Origin of the sequence: Variovorax boronicumulans (genome assembly GCF_009811375.1) — a bacterium.
GTDB lineage: Bacteria > Pseudomonadota > Gammaproteobacteria > Burkholderiales > Burkholderiaceae_C > Variovorax > Variovorax boronicumulans.
The window spans coordinates 1,736,328-1,757,056 of sequence record NZ_BKDH01000001.1 but is presented as its reverse complement, the minus strand read 5'-3'; the positions used below and the strand labels follow the sequence as shown (position 1 = coordinate 1,757,056).

At 66.3% G+C, this 20,729-nt stretch carries 14 protein-coding genes; 3 read left to right on the top strand and 11 right to left on the bottom strand.

Translation table 11 applies throughout. From position 1 onward, the window contains the following. Positions 1-7: 7 nt before the first annotated feature. From lpdA (VHAB30_RS07885) to VHAB30_RS07860, 6 genes are all read right to left on the bottom strand, one after another. Positions 8-1,438 (bottom strand): dihydrolipoyl dehydrogenase, encoded by a 1,431-nt coding sequence (lpdA, locus tag VHAB30_RS07885; protein WP_159276500.1) that lies wholly within the window; start codon positions 1,436-1,438, stop codon positions 8-10. A 19-nt stretch (positions 1,439-1,457) separates the two neighbouring features. Then, the gene (odhB, locus tag VHAB30_RS07880; RefSeq protein WP_159276498.1) at positions 1,458-2,711 is read right to left on the bottom strand and encodes a 2-oxoglutarate dehydrogenase complex dihydrolipoyllysine-residue succinyltransferase; all 1,254 of its coding nucleotides are present in this window, start codon (positions 2,709-2,711) and stop codon (positions 1,458-1,460) included. Positions 2,712-2,765: 54 nt separating this feature from the next. Then, complete coding sequence (locus tag VHAB30_RS07875) at positions 2,766-5,642, bottom strand: 2-oxoglutarate dehydrogenase E1 component (RefSeq protein ID WP_062480820.1); 2,877 nt, start codon at positions 5,640-5,642, stop codon at positions 2,766-2,768. 195 nt (positions 5,643-5,837) lie between these two features. Then, entirely contained in the window at positions 5,838-7,751 is a 1,914-nt protein-coding gene (locus VHAB30_RS07870; protein WP_159276496.1) for a propionate--CoA ligase, read from the bottom strand. Positions 7,752-7,902: 151 nt separating this feature from the next. Continuing rightward, positions 7,903-8,508, bottom strand: a complete 606-nt coding sequence (locus VHAB30_RS07865) for an isochorismatase family protein (protein ID WP_062480816.1) — start codon at positions 8,506-8,508, stop codon at positions 7,903-7,905. 12 nt (positions 8,509-8,520) lie between these two features. Further along, on the bottom strand, positions 8,521-9,207 hold the full coding sequence (locus VHAB30_RS07860) for a TetR/AcrR family transcriptional regulator (protein WP_159276495.1): 687 nt from the start codon (positions 9,205-9,207) through the stop codon (positions 8,521-8,523). A 128-nt stretch (positions 9,208-9,335) separates the two neighbouring features. Between VHAB30_RS07860 and VHAB30_RS07855 the strand changes: the two genes are divergently transcribed. Together VHAB30_RS07855 and VHAB30_RS07850 are read left to right on the top strand one after the other, a co-directional pair. Next, positions 9,336-10,961 (top strand): 4-hydroxyphenylacetate 3-hydroxylase family protein, encoded by a 1,626-nt coding sequence (locus VHAB30_RS07855; protein ID WP_159276493.1) that lies wholly within the window; start codon positions 9,336-9,338, stop codon positions 10,959-10,961. 10 nt (positions 10,962-10,971) lie between these two features. Continuing rightward, a complete protein-coding gene (locus VHAB30_RS07850) occupies positions 10,972-11,772 on the top strand; it encodes an alpha/beta fold hydrolase (protein WP_159276491.1) in 801 nt (266 codons plus the stop codon). A gap of 8 nt (positions 11,773-11,780) precedes the next feature. Here the strand turns inward: VHAB30_RS07850 and VHAB30_RS07845 are convergent, their stop codons facing one another. Then, entirely contained in the window at positions 11,781-12,833 is a 1,053-nt protein-coding gene (locus VHAB30_RS07845) for a PQQ-dependent sugar dehydrogenase (protein ID WP_235926835.1), read from the bottom strand. Between the two features lie 322 nt (positions 12,834-13,155). On the opposite strand from VHAB30_RS07845, the gene VHAB30_RS07840 reads away from it, so the two are divergent. After that, a complete protein-coding gene (locus VHAB30_RS07840) occupies positions 13,156-13,731 on the top strand; it encodes a C40 family peptidase (RefSeq protein WP_062480809.1) in 576 nt (191 codons plus the stop codon). Positions 13,732-13,816: 85 nt separating this feature from the next. On the opposite strand, the gene lpdA (VHAB30_RS07835) is transcribed toward VHAB30_RS07840, so the two are convergent. Genes lpdA (VHAB30_RS07835) through aceE form a run of 4 tightly spaced genes read right to left on the bottom strand, consistent with a single transcriptional unit; the run spans position 13,817 to position 20,676 of the window. After that, entirely contained in the window at positions 13,817-15,643 is a 1,827-nt protein-coding gene (lpdA, locus tag VHAB30_RS07835; RefSeq protein ID WP_159276487.1) for a dihydrolipoyl dehydrogenase, read from the bottom strand. Then, a complete protein-coding gene (locus tag VHAB30_RS07830; RefSeq protein ID WP_159276485.1) occupies positions 15,640-16,233 on the bottom strand; it encodes an Ntn hydrolase family protein in 594 nt (197 codons plus the stop codon). Before VHAB30_RS07830 ends, lpdA (VHAB30_RS07835) begins: the two co-directional genes overlap by 4 nt. Next, positions 16,230-17,897 carry a dihydrolipoyllysine-residue acetyltransferase gene (gene aceF / locus VHAB30_RS07825; RefSeq protein ID WP_159276483.1) on the bottom strand — a complete coding sequence of 556 codons (1,668 nt, stop codon included), beginning with the start codon at positions 17,895-17,897 and terminating at the stop codon, positions 16,230-16,232. The genes VHAB30_RS07830 and aceF overlap by 4 nt, the downstream gene beginning before the upstream one ends. Before the next feature lie 49 nt (positions 17,898-17,946). Then, the gene (gene aceE / locus VHAB30_RS07820; protein ID WP_159276481.1) at positions 17,947-20,676 is read right to left on the bottom strand and encodes a pyruvate dehydrogenase (acetyl-transferring), homodimeric type; all 2,730 of its coding nucleotides are present in this window, start codon (positions 20,674-20,676) and stop codon (positions 17,947-17,949) included. Positions 20,677-20,729: the final 53 nt, after the last annotated feature.

Genomic DNA, 20,729 nt, shown 5'->3' with positions numbered 1-20,729 from the left:
CCGGAGATCAGAAGTTGAGCGTGCGCTTGTCCACGGCCAGGGCCGCTTCCTTGGTGGCTTCCGACAGCGACGGGTGCGCATGGCAGATGCGCGCGATGTCTTCGGCACTGGCCTTGAACTCCATCGCCACGACGGCTTCGGAGATCAGCTCGCTGGCCTGCGGGCCCACGATGTGCACGCCCAGGATCTCGTCCGTGGCGGCGTCGGCCAGGAACTTGACCATGCCGGTCGTGTCGCCCAGCGCGCGTGCGCGGCCGTTCGCCAGGAACGGGAAGGTGCCGGCCTTATAGGCGCGGCCCGAGGCCTTGAGCTGCTGCTCGGTCTGGCCGACCCACGCGATCTCGGGGCTGGTGTAGATCACCCACGGCACGGTGTTGAAGTTCACGTGGCCATGCTGGCCCGCGATGCGCTCCGCCACCGCCACGCCTTCTTCCTCTGCCTTGTGCGCCAGCATCGGGCCGCGCACCACGTCGCCGATGGCCCACACGTTGGGCAGGCTGGTCTTGCAGTCGTCATCCACGGCGATGGCGCCGCGCTCGTCGAGCTTCAGGCCCACGGCTTCGGCGTTCAGGCCGATGGTGTTGGGCACGCGGCCGATCGAGACGATCAGCTTGTCGACTTCCAGCGTCTGGGCTTCGCCCTTGGCGTTGGTCCAGGCGACGCTCACGCCCTTCTTCGACGACTTGATCTCGCCGACCTTCACGCCGAGTTCGATCTTGAGCTTCTGCTTGTCGAAGGCCTTCTTGGCTTCCTTGGCGATCTGCTCGTCCACGGCGCCCAGGAAGGTCGGCAGTGCTTCGAGCACCGTGACCTCGGCACCGAGGCGGCGCCACACCGAGCCCATTTCGAGGCCGATGACGCCCGAGCCGATCAGGCCCAGCTTCTTCGGCACCGCGCCGATGCGCAGCGCGCCGTCGTTCGAGAGGATGTTTTCCTCGTCGAACGGCGTGCCCGGCAGCGCGCGGGCGTTGGAGCCCGTGGCCAGGATGATGTGCTTGCCGCTGATCGATTCTTCAGCAGCGCCTGCCACCTTGATCTCGTAGCCGGTTTCGTCGGTCTTCACGAACGAACCGCGGCCATGGAAGAAGCTGATCTTGTTCTTCTTGAACAGGTACAGGATGCCGTCGTTGTTCTGCTTCACGACCTGGTCCTTGCGGGCCAGCATCTTGTCGATGTCCAGGCCGAGGCCTTCGACCTTGATGCCGTGGTCCGCAAAGTGGTGACCGGCCTGCTCGAAGTGCTCCGACGATTGCAGCAGCGCCTTCGAGGGAATGCAGCCGACGTTGGTGCAGGTGCCGCCCGGTGCGGGGCCGCCCTTGCCGTTCTTCCACTCGTCGATGCAGGCCACGTTGAAGCCGAGCTGCGCAGCGCGGATCGCTGCGATGTAGCCGCCAGGACCGCCGCCGATGACGACGACGTCGAATTGCTTGTTTGCCATCTGTGTCTTGCTCCCCGGATCAGATGTCGAACAGCAGGCGCGACGGATCTTCCAGCGCTTCCTTCATGGCGACCAGGCCCAGCACGGCTTCGCGGCCGTCGATGATGCGGTGGTCGTAGCTCATGGCGAGGTAGTTCATCGGGCGAACGACGATCTGGCCGTTTTCGACCACGGCGCGGTCCTTGGTGGCGTGCACGCCCAGGATGGCCGACTGCGGCGGGTTGATGATCGGGGTCGAGAGCATCGAGCCGAAGGTGCCGCCGTTGGAGATGGAGAACGTGCCGCCGGTCATTTCTTCAATGCCCAGCTTGCCGTCTTGCGCCTTCTTGCCGTACTCGGTGATCTTCTTCTCGATGTCGGCAAAGCTCATCTGGTCGGCATTGCGCAGGATAGGCACCACCAGGCCGCGCGGCGAACCGACGGCGATGCCGATGTCGAAGTAGCCGTGGTACAGGATGTCGTTGCCGTCGACCGAGGCGTTGAGCACCGGGTACTTCTTCAGCGCGTGCACCGCGGCCTTCACGAAGAAGCTCATGAAGCCGAGCTTCACGCCGTGTTCCTTGGTGAACGCGTCCTGGAACTTCTTGCGCAGGTCCATGACCGGGGCCATGTTCACTTCGTTGAAGGTGGTCAGGATGGCGTTGGTCGATTGCGACTGGATCAGGCGCTCGGCGATGCGCGCGCGCAGGCGGCTCATCGGCACGCGCTGTTCCGGGCGCTCGCCCAGGTCAGGCGCGGCAGGCGCAGCCACCTGTTGCAGCGCGGGCTTGGCAGCCGGTGCGGCGATGGTGGCGGCAGGCTTGGCGCCGGCAGCCACGGCGCCGAGCACGTCGCCCTTGGTCACGCGGCCATCCTTGCCCGTGCCAGCCACGTCGCTGGTCTTCAGGTTGTTGTCGGCCAGCAGCTTGGCGGCGGCGGGCATGGCCACGTCGGCCTTCGAACCGCCGGTGGCGGCGGCTGCCGCTGCGGGAGCAGCAGCGGCCGGTGCGGCGGCGGGGGCTGCAGCAGCAGCGGGTGCGGCGGCGGCCTTGCCGTCGGTGTCGATCTTGGCGATCAGCTGCTCGGCCACCACGGTGGCGCCGTCGGGCTGAACGATCTCGACCAGCACGCCAGCCGAGGGTGCGGGCACTTCGAGCACGACCTTGTCGGTTTCGATCTCGATCAGGATTTCATCGACGGCGACGGCTTCGCCGGCTTTCTTCTTCCACGTGAGCATGGTGGCCTCGGCCACGGATTCGGAAAGCTGGGGGACTTTGACTTCTACGATAGACATTTGGAGTGAGCTCCGTTTTGTTCTTGAGGGTGTTCGTGTGAAAAGGGACGGTTCTTACTTGGTCAGCACGAAGCCCTTGAGCTTGCCAAATGCGCCATCGACCAGCGCCTTCTGCTGTTCCTGGTGCAGGTGCGAGTAGCCGACGGCAGGCGATGCCGAAGCGGCACGGCCGGAGTAGCCGAGCTTCTGGCCTTCCTGCATGTTTTCGTGGATGTAGTGCTGCACGAAGAACCAGGCGCCCTGGTTCTGCGGCTCGTCCTGGCACCACACGATGTCCACGAGGTTGGGGTACTTCTTGACCTCGGCGGCGAACGCCTTGTGCGGGAACGGATAGAGCTGCTCGACGCGGATGATCGCCACGTCGTCGCTGCCCTGCTCTTCGCGCTTCTTGGCCAGGTCGTAGTAAACCTTGCCCGAGCAGGCGATCAGGCGCTTGACCTTCTCGGCCTTCAGACCCTTGCTGTCGGGAATGACGGTCTGGAAGCTGCCCTTGGTGAACTCGGACAGCGGCGAGGTCGCGTCCTTGTTGCGCAGCAGCGACTTGGGCGTGAGGATGATCAGCGGCTTGCGCAGGTTGCGCACCATCTGGCGACGCAAGATGTGGAAGATCTGGCTGGCCGTGGTGGGCTGCACCACCTGCATGTTGGTGTCGGCGCTCAGCTGCATGAAGCGCTCCAGGCGTGCCGAGCTGTGCTCGGGGCCCTGGCCTTCGTAGCCGTGCGGCAGCATCATCGTGATGCCGTTGACGCGGCCCCACTTCACTTCGCCCGAGGCGATGAACTGGTCGATCACCACTTGCGCGCCGTTCACGAAGTCGCCGAACTGGGCTTCCCAGATGACGAGCGTGTTGGGGTCGTTCGAGGCGTAGCCGTATTCGAAGGCCAGCACGGCTTCTTCGGACAGGATCGAGTCGATGACGACGAACGGGGCCTGGTTCTCGGCCACGTTCTGCAGCGGCGTGTAGGTGCCGGTGTCGAACTTCTCGCGGTTCTGGTCATGCAGCACGGCGTGGCGGTGCGTGAACGTGCCGCGACCCGAGTCTTCACCCGACAGGCGCACCGGGTAGCCGCTGGCCACCAGCGAGGCGAACGCCATGTGCTCGCCCATGCCCCAGTCGACGTTGACGTCGCCACGGCCCATGGCGGCGCGGTCGTCCAGCACCTTCTTCACGAGCGGGTGCACGGTGAAGTTCTCGGGTGCCTTGGTGATGCGCTCGGCCAGGCGCTTCCACTCGGCGGAGGGAATGGCGGTGTCGCCGGCGTCGGTCCACTTCTTGTTGAGGTACGGACTCCAGTCGACGGCGTACTTGCTCTTGAAGTTGGTGAGCACGGGATCGACGGTGTTCTTGCCTTCGTCGAAGGCGGCGCGCTGCGCCTTGACCATGTCGTCGCCGAGCGTGTCGCCCAGGCCTTGCGCGGCCAGCTTGTCGGCGTACAGCTTGCGCGTGCCGGGGTGGGCCGCGATCTTCTTGTACATGAGCGGCTGGGTGAGCGACGGCGTGTCCTGCTCGTTGTGGCCCAGCTTGCGGAAGCAGATGATGTCGACGACCACGTCCTTCTGGAATTCCATGCGGAAGTCCAGGGCGAACTGGGTGGCGAGCACCACGGCTTCGGGGTCGTCGCCGTTCACGTGCAGCACCGGCGCTTCGATCATCTTGACGATGTCCGAGCAGTACAGCGTCGAGCGGCTGTCGCGCGGGTCGCTGGTGGTGAAGCCGATCTGGTTGTTGATGACGATGTGCACCGTGCCGCCGGTGGAGTAGCCACGGGTTTCGGCCAGTGCCAGCGTTTCCATCACGACGCCCTGGCCTGCGAAGGCGGCGTCGCCGTGCACGATCACGGGCAGCACCTGCTTGCCCAGCGGGTCGCCGCGGCGGTCCATGCGGGCGCGCACCGAGCCTTCGACCACGGGGTTCACGATTTCCAGGTGCGAGGGGTTGAACGCCAGACTCAGGTGGACCGGGCCGCCGGGGGTGGTCACGTCCGAGCTGAAGCCCTGGTGGTACTTGACGTCGCCGGAGGGCAGGTCTTCGGGGGCGGTGTGGTCGAACTCGGCGAACAGATCGGCGGGCATCTTGCCCAGCGAGTTCACCAGCACGTTCAGGCGGCCGCGGTGGGCCATGCCGATCACGATTTCCTGCACGCCCTTGACGCCGGCCTGGTTGATCAGCTCGTCCATCGCGACGATGAAGCTTTCGCCGCCTTCGAGCGAGAAGCGCTTCTGGCCGACGTACTTGGTGTGCAGGAAGCGCTCGAGGCCTTCGGCGGCCGTCAGGCGGTTCAGCACGTGCTTCTTCTGCTCGGCGCTGAGCTTGGGGTTCGTGCGGGCGCTTTCGAGCTTCTGCTGCCACCAGCGCTTGTGGTTCTGGTCGGTGGTGTACATGTACTCGGCACCCATCGTGCCGCAGTACGTTTCACGCAGGGCATTGAGCAGGTCGCGCAGCGACATGGTCTCTTTGCCGAAGAAGGTGTTGCTGGTGTTGAACACCGTCTCGAGGTCGGCGTCGGCAAAACCGTAGAACGAGGGCTCGAGTTCCGGAATGGCGGGACGCTCGGCGCGCTTGAGCGGGTCGAGGTCGGCCCAGCGGGCGCCGACGTTGCGGTAGGCGGCAATCAGCTGCTGGACTGCCGTGCGCTTGCGGCCGAGTTCGGAGTCGGCACCGCTGGCCTGCACGACACGGGTCGTGCCCTGCTTGGCCAGTTCGGCGAAGGCGTTGATGACCGGCAGGTGGGGGACGTCGCGGGCGCTGGTGCCGTCGGCGGCGGGAACGTTCTGCAGGGCGTCGAAGTACGTGCGCCAGTTGTCGGGAACGCTGCCGGGGTTGGCGAGGTAGTTTTCGTACATCTCCTCGACATAGGGCGCATTGCCGCCGAAGAGGTAGGTGTTGCCTTGATAGGCGGTGTACGCCGTGGGCGTAGAGGAATCGCTCATGATCCGCTGACCTTCGCTTCCCTGGAGGAAGCACGAGTTGGTTAAGAAACCTTCCGCGACACGGCTGGACCGATTGGCGGATGCGACTGTGGCTGGGGAAGGGCCTGAGTACCTTGGCATTGTGCCACGTCAACCATATGACGACAGAACGCGGCTGCGCAAGGCCCGCAACCCTACCCCGATTCGCGCCTGCGGTCAGGTGGCGGACAGTAACTGTTTGATCTGCTGGAGCGTGGCCGGATCGTCGATGGTGGTCAGGTCGCCCGGGTCGCGCTGCTCGCAGACGGCCTGGATGGCCCGGCGCAGCAGCTTGCCGCTGCGGGTCTTGGGCAGGCCGCTCACGAAGCGCACGCGCGCGGGCCGCGCCAGGGCGCCGAGCTGGTCGGCCACGACCTTCATGATCTCGCCCTCGAGCTGGAGCGCCGCATCGGCATCGGTCACGGCCAGGCCGTCTTTCGGCACGACGAAGGCCATCGCCACCTGCCCCTTGAGCGTGTCGGCCACGCCGACCACGGCCACTTCGGCCACGTTGGCATGGCCCGAGATGCTCTCCTCGATCTCGCGCGTGCCCAGCCGGTGGCCGGCGACGTTGATCACGTCGTCGGTGCGACCCAGGATGTAGAAATACCCGTCGGCGTCGCGGATGCCCCAGTCGAAGGTCGAATAGACCATCTTGCCCGGCACGCTCTTCCAATAGGTGTTGACGAAGCGGGCGTCGTCCTTCCACACGGTCTGCATGAAGCCGGGCGGCGTCGGGCCCTCGACCACGACCACGCCCTTCTCGTTCGCGCCGGTGAGCTCCTCGCCGGTCGACTCGTGCAGGATCTTGATGCGGTAGCCATACATCGGCACGCCGGGGCTGCCGAACTTGCTGGGCTTGGCTTCCACGCCGTTGGCGATGGTGATCATCGGCCAGCCCGACTCGGTCTGCCAGTAGTTGTCGATGATCGGCACGCCCAGGCCGTCGCTGATCCAGCGCGCGGTCGGCTCGTCCAGCGGCTCGCCGGCCAGGAACAGCGCGCGCAGGGTCGACAGGTCGTACTTCTTGAGCAGCGCCGGGTCTTGCTTCTTGAGCACGCGCACGGCAGTGGGCGCGCTGAACATCACAGTCACCTTGTACTTCTCGACCAGGCGCCACCAGATGCCGCCGTCGGGCTGCTGGTCGATGCCCTGCGTGGGCAGGCCCTCGTACATGATGGTGGCCATGCCCGCGATCAACGGACCGTAGACGATGTAGCTGTGGCCCACCACCCAGCCGATGTCGCTGGTCGAGAAGTAGGTTTCGCCAGGGCGGCCGTCGAAGATGTGCTTCATGCTCGCGGCCAGCGCCACGGCGTAGCCGCCCACGTCGCGCTGCACGCCCTTGGGCTTGCCGGTGGTGCCGCTCGTGTAGATGGTGTAGCTGATGTCGGTCGAGGCCAGCCAGGTGCAGGGCACCTGCGCATCCATGTGCTTTTGCCTCAGCTCGCCCGCCAGATGGTCGCGGCCGGCCACCAGCGTCATCGGCGCCAGGCCGCGGTCGGTCAGCAGCACGGCCTCGGGCTTGTGCTTTGACAGGCGGATGGCTTCGTCGAGCAGCGGCTTGTACGCGATGACCTTGCCGCCGCGCGAACCGGCGTCGGCGCTCACGACCACCTTGGGCTCGGCGTCCTCGATGCGCGTGGCCAGCGAGCCGCTGGCGAAGCCGCCGAACACCACGCAATGGATGGCGCCGATGCGCGCGCAAGCCAGCATCGCGAAGGCGGCCTCGGGAATCATCGGCATGTAGATGAGCACGCGGTCGCCCTTGCCCACGCCCAGTTCGACGAGGCTGGCGGCGGTGCGCTGCACCTCGGCATGCAGCTCGGCGAAGCTGTAGCTTTTTTCGACGCCGGTTTCGGTCGACACGAAGATCAGCGCCGGCTGGTCGCCCCGATCGGCCAGGTGCCGGTCGACCGCGTTGTGGCACAGGTTGGTGGTGCCGCCGACGAACCAGCGCGCGAACGGCGGCTGGCTGGCGTCGAGGATCTGCTGCGCGGGCGTGTGCCAGTCGATCAGCTTCGCCTGCTCGGCCCAGAAGGCCTCGGGCGCGTCGACGGACTGGCGGTAGAACTCTTCATAGCGGCTCATCGGGATCTGTCTCCTGTTTTATGGATGCCGTTTCGGACTCGCGCCGAAACTGAATTCATAATTATGGGAACCGATCTTGCGGGAAGCTGACAGCCGCGGCAATCCGGGCGGGCACCCTTGCCGGGCCGCCCTTCGACAGCAATTCAGTAACTCAGCGGATCAGCGCCTGCAGGTCGCGGAACGCCGGATGCTCGGCGGTGCGCAGCCACTCGAAGCCGACCATCTCGGTGGTCACGAGCTCGGCGCCGGCACCGGCCAGGCGGTCGAAGGCCGCGTCGCGGTTGCGCTCGGTGCGCGAGCTGCAGGCGTCGGTGACGACCCACACGTCGAACTCGTCCTCGAGCAGGTCGAGCGCGGTCTGCAGCAGGCAGACATGGGCTTCGCAGCCGGCGATGACGATGGTGTTGCGCTCTTCGGCCGCGGCCGGGGGCTTCTGCAGGTGCTTGGGCAGGCTGCGGGCATTGCCCTGCGGCGCGGCCTTGGCGGGCGGACGCAGCCATTCGCCAAGCCCCTCTTCCACGCCGCTGAAATGCATCTTGGCCAGCGTCTTGCGGCAGAAGGCGCGGATCTCGGGCAGGTTCTCGCCCAGCTTGGACGGGTTCTGCTCGGTGCCCCAGACCGGCACGTCGACCCATTGCGCCATCTGGCCCAGGCGCGCCGCGTTGCGCGCTGCCGCCTCGCCTTCGAAGATCGCCGGCATCAGCCGCGCCTGGTAATCGACCAGGACGAGTTGGGATTGCGTGGCGTCGAGCAGCATGGACTTCTTCTTTCAGGTATCGGTTGAACTGGGCTGAACCGTACCACCGAAAAGCGCGGGTTTCGCGGGATCGTCCGCCGTTGCCACTGGGGAAGATCGCTGCACCAACTGCGCGAGGTAGGTCTTGAACAGCGCATCGGCCGACTGCCTGAACATGCGAATGCGCCCCGTGTGCTGCATCAACAGCAGGCCAACGCCGTGCGCGAACAGCGCCGTGTTCTCCTGCTGCGCGAGGTCGGCATCGAGGCCCAGGGCGAGCAGTGCTTCTTCGCAGGGGCGCAGGGCGTCGTAGAGGCGGTCGTTCAGTTCGTGGTCGAGCGCATGCGTGAGCCCCCGGGGCCGCATGCCGTGCACCAGATAGAAGCCGAGGTCGAGGTCACGCGGGTTCGCCGCGTAGAAGTCGAACCAGGCCTGGGCCTTGGCGGCCAGGGTCTGGTCGGGCCGGCGCTCGGACACCGCCACCTCGGCCACGGCGGCCTGCAGACGCAGCAGCGACTCGTCCAGCAAGGCCGCGTAGATCGCCTCCTTGCTGTCGAAGTACGAATAGATGGCGCCCGGCGTGTAGCCGGCCTTCTTCGCGATTTCCCGGATGCTCGCGCCCTCGATGCCCGCCTCGGCGAACACCGTTCGGGCGGCGTCGAGCACCAGGGCACGGCGGGCGTCGGTGAGGGTCTGGCGGCGTTGGAGCTTGGCGTGCATGGGCGGGACTATAGCCCTCGATCTGGTCGCCAATCATTTTTTCGAACGTTGATCTAAAAATTGAACAGTGTTTAAATCTCCGCGCCAAACGATCCAAAAACCCCCACGAGCCCCTGGAGACAACACGCATGAATGCCCCGCCTTCCGACGCCCTCCTCATGTCCGGCGCCGACTACCGTGAATCGCTGCGCCGCTACACGCCCACCGTGTTCGTCGACGGCCGCCGCGTCGCCAGCGTGGCCGACGAGCCCGCCTTCCAGCCGGGCATCAACGCCATCGCCCTCACCTACGACCACGCGCTCAAGTCCGAGTACGCGCCGCTCATGACCGCCGTGCAGCACACCAGCGGCAAGCGGGTGAACCGCCTTTCGCACATCAACACGAGCTCGGGCGACCTGCTCAACAAGCTCGAGGCCGTGCGACTGGTCTGCCAGGAAACCGGCTGCGCCCAGCGCTACCTGACGCACGACGCGCTCAACGCCATCGCGCAGGTGTCGGCGCGCATCGACGACGCGCGCGGCAGCACCGAGCACACCGCGCGCTTTCTCAATTACCTGCACCGCATCCAGGACCAGGACCTGACCCTGGGCGTCGCCATGACCGACGCCAAGGGCGACCGCAGCCGCCGGCCGCACGAGCAGGCGAACGTCGACAGCTACCTGCACGTGGTCGAGCGCAACGCGCGCGGCATCGTGATCTCGGGCACCAAGGCCATCGTGACCGGCGCACCCTATGTGCACGAACTGCTGGTCATGCCCTGCCGCAACATGGGCAAGGAAGACGCCGACTTCGCCGTCTGCTGCGCCGTGCCGCTCGACGCGCCCGGACTCAGCATCGTCGCGCGGCCGGCCGGTCGACCCGGCGAAGAGCTCGAGCACGGCGATGCGCTCTTCAGCCGCAAGTACGGCCAGAGCACCGGCGTGTGCATGTTCGACCGCGTGTTCGTGCCGTGGGAGCGCGTGTTCTACGCCGGCGAATGGGAGCACTCGGGCCACCTGACCTACAGCTACGCCACGCACCACCGCCACAGCTGCATCGCGGCCCGCGCCGGCTTCGGCGACCTGTTGATCGGCGCCGGCGCGCTGATGTGCGAGGCCAACGGCTTCGACCCCGGCAAGGAGAGCCACCTGCGCGAGCAGATGGTCGAGCTCATCACCATCACCGAGAGCTTCTTTGCCTGCGGCGTGGCGGCCAGCGTCTACGGCAAGGCCGACGACCACTGCGAGGTCTTCATGCCCGACCCGGTGTTCAGCAACATCGGCAAGCTGCTGCTGGCCACCAAGATCTACGACATGCACCGCATCGCCCACTACGTGAGCGGCGGCCTCATCGTCACCCTGCCCGGCCCCGACGAAGACCACAACCCCGAGACCGCGGCGCGGCTGTCCGACGTGTTGCGCGCCAACCCCGCCATTCCCTATGAGCAGCGCATCGAGACCGCCCGCTTCATCGAAGACCTCACGGCTGGCTACCAGGGCGGCTGGTACAGCGTGATCAGCCTGCACGGCGGCGGCTCGCCGGCGGCGATGAAGCAGGAGATCTGGCGCAACTACCCGGTCGGCTCGAAGGTCGAGCTGGTCGAGCGCCTGCTCGAGCGCGGCATTGCGGCCGACGGCACGCCGGCCGCCGCGCCGCACGACCTGCGCCGCGCCATCACGAAGAACCGCCAGCCCGGCAAGTGCTGCGACACCGGCTGCACCGTGCCGGGACAGCCCGTGATGGTCGACCTGCCAATTCCGGTGTCGCGCACCTAGACTCCGGCGGATGCAGACCCTGTCGCTCCTGCGCCGCCGCCTCGCCCTGCTCCTCGGCGCCGCCTCGTTGCTGCTGCTCGCCGGCTGCAGCGGGTTGCGTGCCGCCGAGGCGCCGCTGGCCACCACACTGGAAAAGAGCAGTTGCACCCGCAGCGCCGACACACTGATCGTGCTGCTGCCCGGCGCCTACTCGGCGCCCGAGGAGTTCGTACGCGAAGGCTTCATCGACGCACTGAACGAGAACCGGCTCGCGGTCGACACCCTGCGTGTCGACGCCCACATGGGCTACTACCGCAACAAGACCATCCTCGACCGGCTGGATCGGGACGTGATCACACCGGCGCGCCGCCAGGGCTACAAGGCGATCTGGATCGCAGGCATCTCGGTCGGCGGTTTCGGCGGGCTGCTGTATGCCCAGACGCACCCCGGCGATCTCGCCGGCCTGGTCGTGCTGGCGCCGTACCTGGGCGAACGCGTGCTGAGCCAGGACATCGCCAATGCCGGCGGCCTGTCGCGCTGGCACGGCCCGCTCGACGCACCGCCCGGCAGCGACCCGCGCACGCCCAGCGACACGCAGCTGTGGCAATGGCTGCGCGGCTACGTCGGCCACACCCGCACCTTCGGCGACCGGCCGCCGCTGTACCTGGGCTACGCGCTCGACGACCGCTTTGCGTTCAGCCACCGGCTGCTGGCCGGGGCGCTGCCGGCGGAACGCGTGGTCACGACCGAAGGCGGGCACGACTGGCCCGAATGGCGGCGGCTCTGGCGCCGCCTGCTGCCGACGCTGCCGCTGCCGGGCTGCCCCGGCTGAGGCGCCCTTCAGTTCGGCCGCAGGCGCAGCAGCTTGCCGTCGGACTCGTCGGTGAGCACGTAGAGCAGGCCGTCCGGCCCCTGCTTCACGTCGCGGATGCGGGCCCGGCCGTCGGCCAGCAGCTTGTGCTCGGCGACCACCTTGTCGTCCTTCAGCTCGATGCGGTCGAGATAGCCGAACTTCAGCGAGCCCACGAACAGGTTGCCCTTCCAGCCGGCGCCGTAGCGGTCGCTGGTGAGGAAGGCCATGCCCGAGGGCGCGATCGACGGCACCCAGTAGTGCAGCGGCTGTTCCATGCCGTCCTTGCGGGTGATGCCGTCGCCGATCTTGCCGCCGCCGTAGTTCTCGCCATAGGTGATCACCGGCCAGCCGTGGTTGACGCCGGCGCGCGGAATGTTGATCTCGTCGCCGCCCTGCGGGCCGTGCTCCGTCATCCAGAAGCGGCCGTCGGGCGCGAGCGTCGCGCCCTGGCTGTTGCGGTGGCCGTAGCTCCAGATCTCGGGCAGCGCACCCGCCTTGCCGACGAAGGGGTTGTCTTTCGGCACGCTGCCGTCCTTGGCGATGCGCACGACCTTGCCGTGGTGGTTGTCGAGCGTCTGCGCGTCGTCCTTGCGGCTGAAGCGGTCGCCGAGCGTGAGAAAGAGAGTCCCATCGCGGGCCTCGACGATGCGGCAGCCGAAGTGCGCGCGGCTCGCGACCTTGGGCTTCTGGCTGAAGATGACCTGCAATGCTTCCAGCTTCGTGCCGTCGGCCGACAGGCGCGCGCGTGCGAGCGCGGTGCTGTTGGCCGATCCACTGCCCGGCTCGGGTTCCGAATAACAGAAGTACAGGGTGCGGTTCTGCGCGAAGCCGCTGTCAGCCAGTACGTCGAGCAGCCCGCCCTGCCCGCCCGCCGCGATGGGCGGCAGGCCCTGGATCGGCGCGCCCAGCTTGCCGTCGGCCGCCACCAGCCGCAGGCGCCCCGGCTTCTCGGTGACCACGAAACGGCCCTCCGGCAGGAAGGCCACGCCCCAGGGGTTCTCAAGACCGGAGGCGACGGTTTCGGCACGCACTTGCGCCATGGCCGCGCCAGCCAAGCCGCAACCGGCGAGCACCACGAGGCTTCCCAGGGAGCGACGAAAGGAGAAATTTCGCAAGTTCATGAAGATTTCCTGAATTTGAGGCCATCTTGACAACAAATGAAACGCACATATCGACTTTTAAGACCGAAAAGTCATATCGACCGAGGCGTTTACATTCGAATCCTTATGCCGCATAAACGTTCACCGTTACATTTTTTCTTCCGCCGGATCGAAAAAGTCCATGTAAATCAATGGTTTACGCACGCCTTCAACAATTCAGATTAAATTGACATAACTGCGCGTCATCAATATCCTACGCGCCATGCGTTTTTTCGTCCTACCCGTATCCCTCCTGTTCGCCGTGGCCGTCCACGCCGCCCCCCCTCAACAGGATCGATCGGATGAGATGGACCGAATCCTTGCCGAGCGCGGCCTGGTCGGCCAGTTCCATCAGGTTCGCCAGACCGTCGCAGAGCGCACGTCCGACCTCGTCGTGACCGCCATCGGTTTCCTCGGCGTTCCTTACCGCCGTGGCGGCAACACCGCCGAATCCGGCTTCGACTGCAGCGGCTTCGTCCGCGCCATGTACAACCAGACGGTGGGCCACGTGCTCCCGCGCCGCGCCGAAGAACAGGCCGCCGCCACCGAGAAGATCGACCGCAGCCAGCTCAAGCCCGGCGACCTCGTGTTCTTCAACACCATGCGCCGCACCTTCAGCCACGTCGGCATCTACGTCGGCGAAGGCAAGTTCATCCATTCCCCCCGCTCCGGCGCCCAGGTCCGTGTCGAAGACATGAACGGCAGCTACTGGCAGCGCCGCTTCGACGGCGCCCGCCGCGTGCTCAGCGGCCAGGGCGACGAGGTCAAGGCCGCGGCCATGGGCACCGCCAGCGACTGATTCGGCGCTCCGAATCCAGGACGAAAAAATCCCGCCGCGGCGGGATTTTTTGTGGGGGCTCGACAGGCGCCGTCGCGCCTCTCGATCAGGCCGCCTTCTTCGCCGGCGGCAGGTCGGTACACGTACCGTGCGCCACTTCCGCCGCCATGCCGATGCTTTCGCCCAGCGTCGGGTGCGGATGGATGGTCTTGCCGATGTCGATCTCGTCCGCGCCCATCTCGATGGCCAGCGCAATCTCGCCGATCATGTCGCCGGCATGCGTGCCGACGATGCCGCCACCCAGGATGCGGTGCGTCTCGGCGTCGAACAGCAGCTTGGTGAAACCTTCGTCGCGGCCGTTGGCGATGGCGCGGCCCGACGCGGTCCACGGGAAGTGGCCCTTCTTGACCTTGATGCCTTCGGCCTTGGCCTGGTCTTCCGTGAGGCCGACCCATGCCACTTCGGGGTCGGTGTAGGCCACGCTGGGGATCACGCGGGCGTTGAAGGCGGCGCTGGACAGCTCCTTGTCGCCCTTCTGCTCGCCGGCAATGACTTCAGCTGCCACGTGCGCCTCGTGCACCGCCTTGTGCGCCAGCATGGGCTGGCCCACGATGTCGCCGATGGCGAAGATGTGGGGCACGTTGGTGCGCATCTGGATGTCGACCGGAATGAAGCCGCGATCGCTCACCGTGATGCCGGCCTTCTCGGCGCCGATCTTCTTGCCGTTCGGGCTGCGACCCACGGCCTGCAGCACGAGGTCGTACACCTGCGGTTCCTTCGGCGCATTCTCGCCCTCGAAGGTGACCTTGATGCCTTCCTTCGTGGCTTCGGCGCCGACCGTCTTGGTCTTGAGCATGATGTTGTCGAAGCGCGGCGCGTTCATCTTCTGCCAGACCTTCACGAGGTCGCGGTCGGCGCCCTGCATGAGGCCGTCGAGCATCTCGACCACATCGAGGCGCGCGCCCAGCGTCGAATACACCGTGCCCATTTCGAGGCCGATGATGCCGCCGCCCAGCACCAGCATGCGCTTGGGGTCGGTGCCCATCTCGAGCGCGCCGGTCGAGTCGACCACGCGCGGGTCCTTCGGCATGAAGGGCAGGCTCACCGACTGCGAGCCGGCCGCGATGATCGCGTTGCGGAACTTGACGGTCTGCTTCTTGCCCGTGGTGTCCCAGCTCGTGCCGGAGGTCTCTTCGACTTCCAGATGGTGCGGGTCGATGAAGTTGCCGACGCCGCGCAACACCGTCACCTTGCGCATCTTGGCCATGGCCGTGAGGCCGCCGGTGAGCTTGCCCACCACCTTGTTCTTGTGGCCGAGCAGCTTGGCGCGGTCGACCGTGGGTGCGGCGAAGCTCACGCCCAGGTCGGCGAAGTGCTTCACCTCGTCCATGACGGACGCCACGTGCAGCAGCGCCTTCGAGGGAATGCAGCCGACATTCAGGCACACGCCGCCGAGCGTGGCGTAGCGTTCGATCAGCACGACCTTCAGGCCGAGGTCGGCCGCACGGAAGGCGGCCGAGTAGCCGCCGGGGCCGGCGCCCAGCACGACCACGTCGCACTCGACATCGACCTTGCCGCCGTAGCTGGACACCACCACGGACGCTGCCGCGGCAGGGGCCGGTGCGGCCGCCTTGGGCGCAGGCGCAGCAGCTGCCGGCGCGGGTGCCGCAGCAGCCGGCGCGGGCGCAGCGGCCCCGTCGACTTCGAGCGTGAGCACGACCGAGCCTTCCTTGACCTTGTCGCCCACCTTCACGGCCAGCGACTTCACCACGCCGGCGGCCGACGAGGGAATCTCCATCGAGGCCTTGTCCGATTCGACCGTGATGAGCGACTGCTCGGCCTTGACCGTGTCGCCGACGTTGACCAGCACCTCGATCACCGCGACTTCGTCGAAGTCGCCGATGTCCGGCACCTTGATGTGTTGTTCGCTCATTTGGACACTTTCAGTTTGAGTGTGAGAACGTCGGCCGGCAGGGCCGAATTGCGATCGAATTCGCAGGCGGCGGCGATGCCCGCCTCCGCCACGTCGCGCGCGTTGCGCGACTTGTTGTCATAGGCCGCGTGCATGGCGCCGAGCGCAAAGCTGCGTCCCGAGCCGATGGCCCAGTACTGCTTGAACTCGAACACCTCGCGGTAGCTGTAGATGCCGTAGATGCCGCTCGGATTGGCCAGCAGCATCGTGAACTGGCTCGACTCGTAGGGCTCGTGCTCGTCTTCCTTGGTCTGCATGAAGAACGAGTCCTTCAGCACCGGATGCAGCAGCGTGAAGGTGTGGAACACCTCGTGCTTGCTGCCGAACTGCAGCGCCTCGCGCGGCTGGGCGGCCAGCGCATGCTGGAGCACCAACTGGTGCGCGGCGGCGCCCGCCACCGCGAACAGGCTCTGGCCCGCGGCATCCTCGACGGTGAAGATCTTCTGGTTCGCTTCGGCGTTGTGCGACATGCGCGTGTCGCCGAAGGTCACCAGCGAATCGGCCGCCATCGTGACCTGGCCGCCTTTGCGGACGGCCACTACGGTGGTCATAGCAGGATGCGACGGTAGTCCGCGAGCACTTGCCCCAGGTAGGCGTTGAAACGCGCAGCCAGGGCGCCATCGATCACGCGGTGGTCGTACGACAGCGACAGCGGCAGCGTGAGGCGCGGCACGAACTGCTTGCCGTCCCACACCGGCTTCATCTGGCCCTTGGAAAGGCCGAGGATGGCCACTTCGGGGGCGTTGATGATGGGCGTGAAGTGCGTGCCGCCGATGCCGCCGAGCGAGCTGATCGAGAAGCAGCCGCCCTGCATGTCGGCCGAGCCGAGCTTGCCGTCGCGCGCCTTCTTGGCGAGTTCACCCATCTCGGCGCTGATCTGCAGGATGCCCTTCTTGTCGGCGTCTTTCAGCACCGGCACCACGAGCCCGTTGGGCGTGTCGGCCGCGAAGCCGATGTTGTAGTACTGCTTGTAGACGAGCTGGTCGCCGTCCAGGCTGGTGTTGAAGTCGGGGAATTTCTTCAGCGCCGCGACCACCGCCTTGATCACGAAGGCCAGCATCGTGACCTTGATGCCCGACTTCTCGTTCTCCTTGTTGGTGGAGACGCGGAAGGCTTCGAGCTCGGTGATGTCGGCTTCGTCGTTGTTGGTGACGTGCGGGATCATCACCCAGTTGCGGTGCAGGTTCGCGCCGCTGAGCTTCTTGATGCGCGACAGGTCCTTGCGCTCGACGGTGCCGAACTTCGTGAAGTCGACCTTGGGCCACGGGATGAGGCCCAGCGCCGCGCCGTCGCCACCACCACCGGCCGGCGCCTTGGCCGCCGAGGCCTTGGTGCTGGCCTGGCCGCTCATCACGGCCTTGGTGAAGTTCTGGACGTCTTCCTGCGTGATGCGGCCCTTTAGGCCGGAACCCTTGACCTCTTCGAGCGGCACGCCGAGTTCGCGTGCGAACTTGCGCACCGAGGGCGAGGCGTGCGGCAGGCTGCCGGTGGGCGCCGAGGTCGGCTGGTGGGCCGGGGCGGCTGCAGCAGGTGCTGCGGCGGCCGGCGCAGGTGCGCTGGCGGTTGCGGCGGCGGGCGCAGCAGCCACCGCCTGTGCCGGCGCGGGCGCCGATGCGGGTGCAGCAGCGCCTGCGGCGCCTTCGAGCACCGCGATCAGGTCGCCGATGTTGACGGTGTCGCCCACCTTGACCTTGAGTTCCTTCAGCACGCCGGCGGCCGACGACGGGATTTCCATCGAGGCCTTGTCCGACTCCACCGTGATCAGCGACTGCTCGGCGGCGATGGTGTCACCCACCTTCACCAGCAGCTCGATGACCGCGACGTCCTTGAAGTCGCCGATGTCCGGCACCTTGATGTCGACCGGGCCCGAGGCTGCCGGTGCGGCTGCTGGTGCAGCAGCCACCGGTGCAGGCGCTGCGGCAGCGGGTGCCGCGGCAGCAGGCGCAGCGGCCGGTGCCGGGGCGGCGGCAGCCGCGCCCTCGGCCTCGACCACCAGCACCACCGAGCCTTCCTTCACCTTGTCGCCCACGGCGATCTTGATTTCCTTGACCACACCGGCCGTGGACGACGGGATTTCCATCGACGCCTTGTCCGATTCGACCGTGATGAGCGACTGCTCGGCCTTGACCGTGTCGCCCACCTTCACGAGCACCTCGATCACCGCGACTTCATCGAAGTCGCCGATGTCGGGCACTTTCACTTCCACTGCTGCCATATCGTTGTCTCCCGCCGTCAGGCGCCGTTCGTTCGTTGGTTGTTGATGTTCAAGCGTAGAGCGGGTTGACCTTGTCGACATTGATGCCGTACTTCTTGATCGCTTCCACCACCTTGGCCACCGGCACGGTGCCATCTTCGCTCAGCGCCTTGAGCGCGGCCACCACGATGTAGTGACGATTGATTTCAAAATGCTCGCGCAGCTTGGCGCGGAAGTCGCTGCGACCGAAACCGTCGGTGCCCAGCACCTTGTAGTTGCGGCCCTTCGGTACGAACGGACGGATCTGCTCGGCGTAGGCCTTCATGTAGTCGGTCGACGCGATCACCGGGCCGGTCGAGGCACCGAGCTGCTGGGCCACGAAGGGCACGCGCGGCGTCTGGTCGGGGTGCAGCAGGTTCCAGCGGTCGGCGTCCTGGCCGTCGCGGGTCAGTTCGTTGAAGCTCGGGCAGCTCCACACCGAAGCCGACACGCCCCACTCCTTCTCGAGCAGCTCCTGCGCGGCAAAGCTTTCGCGCAGGATGGTGCCGCTGCCCAGCAGTTGCACGGTCGGCGCTTCTTTCGCGCCCTTGGCGGCCTTGACCACCGGGCCCTGCTTGGACAGGTACATGCCCTTGATGATCTGCTCTTCGGTGCCGGGCTGCAGGCCGGGCATCGCGTAGTTTTCGTTGAGCAGCGTCAGGTAGTAGTAGACGTTGTCCTGCTTCTCGACCATGCGCTTCAAGCCGTGGTGCAGGATCACGCCGACTTCGTGCGCGAAGGTCGGGTCGTAGCTCACGCAGTTCGGGATGGTGTTGGCCAGGATGTGGCTGTGACCGTCTTCGTGCTGCAGGCCTTCGCCGTTCAGCGTGGTGCGCCCCGAGGTGCCGCCCAGCAGGAAGCCGCGGGCCTGCATGTCGCCAGCCGCCCAGGCCAGGTCGCCGATGCGCTGGAAGCCGAACATCGAGTAGTACACGTAAAACGGCACCATGATGCGGTTGTTCGTGCTGTACGACGTGGCCGCCGCGATCCAGCTGGACATGCCGCCGGCTTCGTTGATGCCCTCTTGCAGGATCTGGCCGGCCTTGTCTTCCTTGTAGTACATGACCTGGTCCTTGTCGACCGGGGTGTACTGCTGACCGTGCGGGTTGTAGATGCCGATCTGGCGGAACAGACCTTCCATGCCGAAGGTGCGAGCCTCGTCCACCAGGATGGGTACGACGCGCGGGCCCAGGGCCTTGTCGCGCAGCAGCTGCGTGAGGAAGCGCACGTAGGCTTGCGTGGTCGAGATCTCGCGGCCTTCGGCCGTGGGCTCCATCACTGCCTTGAAGGTGTCGAGCGAGGGTACCGTGAAGCTCTCGTCGGCCTTCACGCGGCGATGCGGCAGGTAGCCGCCCAGGGCCTTGCGGCGCTCGTGCAGGTAGCGCATTTCCGGCGTGTCGTCGGCCGGCTTGTAGAACGGCAGCTCGGCGATCTGGCTGTCGGGAATCGGGATGTTGAAGCGGTCGCGGAAGGCCTTGATGTCCTCGTCGCCGAGCTTCTTGGTCTGGTGGACCGTGTTCTTGCCTTCGCCGATCTTGCCCATGCCGAAGCCCTTGACGGTCTTGACGAGCAGCACCGAGGGCTGGCCCTTGTGGTTCTGGGCGGCGTGGAAGGCGGCGTACACCTTCTGCGAATCGTGGCCGCCGCGCTGCAGGTTCCAAACCTCGTCGTCGGTCAGGTGCTCGACCATCTTCAGCGTGCGCGGGTCGCGGCCGAAGAAGTTCTTGCGCACGTAGGCGCCGTCGTTGGCCTTGAACGACTGGTAGTCGCCGTCGTTGCACTCCATCATGATCTTGCGCAGCGCGCCGTCATGGTCCTTCTCTAGCAGGGCGTCCCAGCCCTTGCCCCAGATGAGCTTGATGACGTTCCAGTTGGCGCCGCGGAACTCGCCTTCGAGCTCCTGGATGATCTTGCCGTTGCCGCGCACCGGGCCATCCAGGCGCTGCAGGTTGCAGTTGATGACGAAGATCAGGTTGTCGAGGTTCTCGCGCGCGGCCAGGCCGATGGCGCCGAGCGATTCGACTTCGTCCATTTCGCCGTCGCCGCAGAACACCCAGACCTTGCGGTTCTCGGTGTTGGCGATGCCGCGGGCGTGCAGGTACTTCAGGAAGCGCGCCTGGTAGATCGCCATCAGCGGGCCCAAGCCCATCGACACCGTGGGGAACTGCCAGAACTCGGGCATCAGCTTGGGGTGCGGGTAGCTCGACAGGCCCTTGCCGTCCACTTCCTGGCGGAAGTTGAGCAGCTGGTCTTCGGAGAGGCGGCCTTCGAGGTAGGCGCGGGCATAGATGCCGGGCGACACGTGGCCCTGGATGTACAGCAGGTCGCCGCCGTGGTTTTCGCTCTCGGCGTGCCAGAAGTGGTTGAAGCCGGCACCGAACATGCTGGCCAGCGAGGCGAAGGAGCCGATGTGGCCGCCCAGGTCACCGCCTTCGGGCGGGTGGATGCGGTTGGCCTTGACCACCATGGCCATGGCGTTCCAGCGCATGTAGGCGCGCAGGCGCTGTTCGATCTCGAGGTTGCCGGGGCTGCGGGCTTCCACGCCCGGCTCGATGGTGTTCACGTAGCCGGTGTTGGCCGAGAACGGCATGTCGACGCTGTTCTGGCGCGCATGTTCGAGCAGTTGTTCGAGCAGGAAGTGCGCCCGCTCGGGCCCTTCGCTCTGGATGACGGAAGACAGTGCATCCATCCATTCACGCGTCTCCTGGGCGTCCGCATCGTTTGCGGCCGAGCCGAACAGGTTCTCGGGATTTGCCGACATGCTTGTCTCTCCTTTTAGGGCTGTGGCTGTAATTTAGTGCGCTGGGCACCGAG

Coding starts and splice junctions, on each gene's coding strand:
- lpdA (WP_159276500.1), bottom strand. CDS start 1,438: ATGGCAAACAAGCAATTCGACGTCGTCGTCATCGGCGGCGGTCCTGGC.
- odhB (WP_159276498.1), bottom strand. CDS start 2,711: ATGTCTATCGTAGAAGTCAAAGTCCCCCAGCTTTCCGAATCCGTGGCC.
- VHAB30_RS07875 (WP_062480820.1), bottom strand. CDS start 5,642: ATGAGCGATTCCTCTACGCCCACGGCGTACACCGCCTATCAAGGCAAC.
- VHAB30_RS07870 (WP_159276496.1), bottom strand. CDS start 7,751: ATGAGCCGCTATGAAGAGTTCTACCGCCAGTCCGTCGACGCGCCCGAG.
- VHAB30_RS07865 (WP_062480816.1), bottom strand. CDS start 8,508: ATGCTGCTCGACGCCACGCAATCCCAACTCGTCCTGGTCGATTACCAG.
- VHAB30_RS07860 (WP_159276495.1), bottom strand. CDS start 9,207: ATGCACGCCAAGCTCCAACGCCGCCAGACCCTCACCGACGCCCGCCGT.
- VHAB30_RS07855 (WP_159276493.1), top strand. CDS start 9,336: ATGAATGCCCCGCCTTCCGACGCCCTCCTCATGTCCGGCGCCGACTAC.
- VHAB30_RS07850 (WP_159276491.1), top strand. CDS start 10,972: ATGCAGACCCTGTCGCTCCTGCGCCGCCGCCTCGCCCTGCTCCTCGGC.
- VHAB30_RS07845 (WP_235926835.1), bottom strand. CDS start 12,833: ATGGCGCAAGTGCGTGCCGAAACCGTCGCCTCCGGTCTTGAGAACCCC.
- VHAB30_RS07840 (WP_062480809.1), top strand. CDS start 13,156: ATGCGTTTTTTCGTCCTACCCGTATCCCTCCTGTTCGCCGTGGCCGTC.
- lpdA (WP_159276487.1), bottom strand. CDS start 15,643: ATGAGCGAACAACACATCAAGGTGCCGGACATCGGCGACTTCGACGAA.
- VHAB30_RS07830 (WP_159276485.1), bottom strand. CDS start 16,233: ATGACCACCGTAGTGGCCGTCCGCAAAGGCGGCCAGGTCACGATGGCG.
- aceF (WP_159276483.1), bottom strand. CDS start 17,897: ATGGCAGCAGTGGAAGTGAAAGTGCCCGACATCGGCGACTTCGATGAA.
- aceE (WP_159276481.1), bottom strand. CDS start 20,676: ATGTCGGCAAATCCCGAGAACCTGTTCGGCTCGGCCGCAAACGATGCG.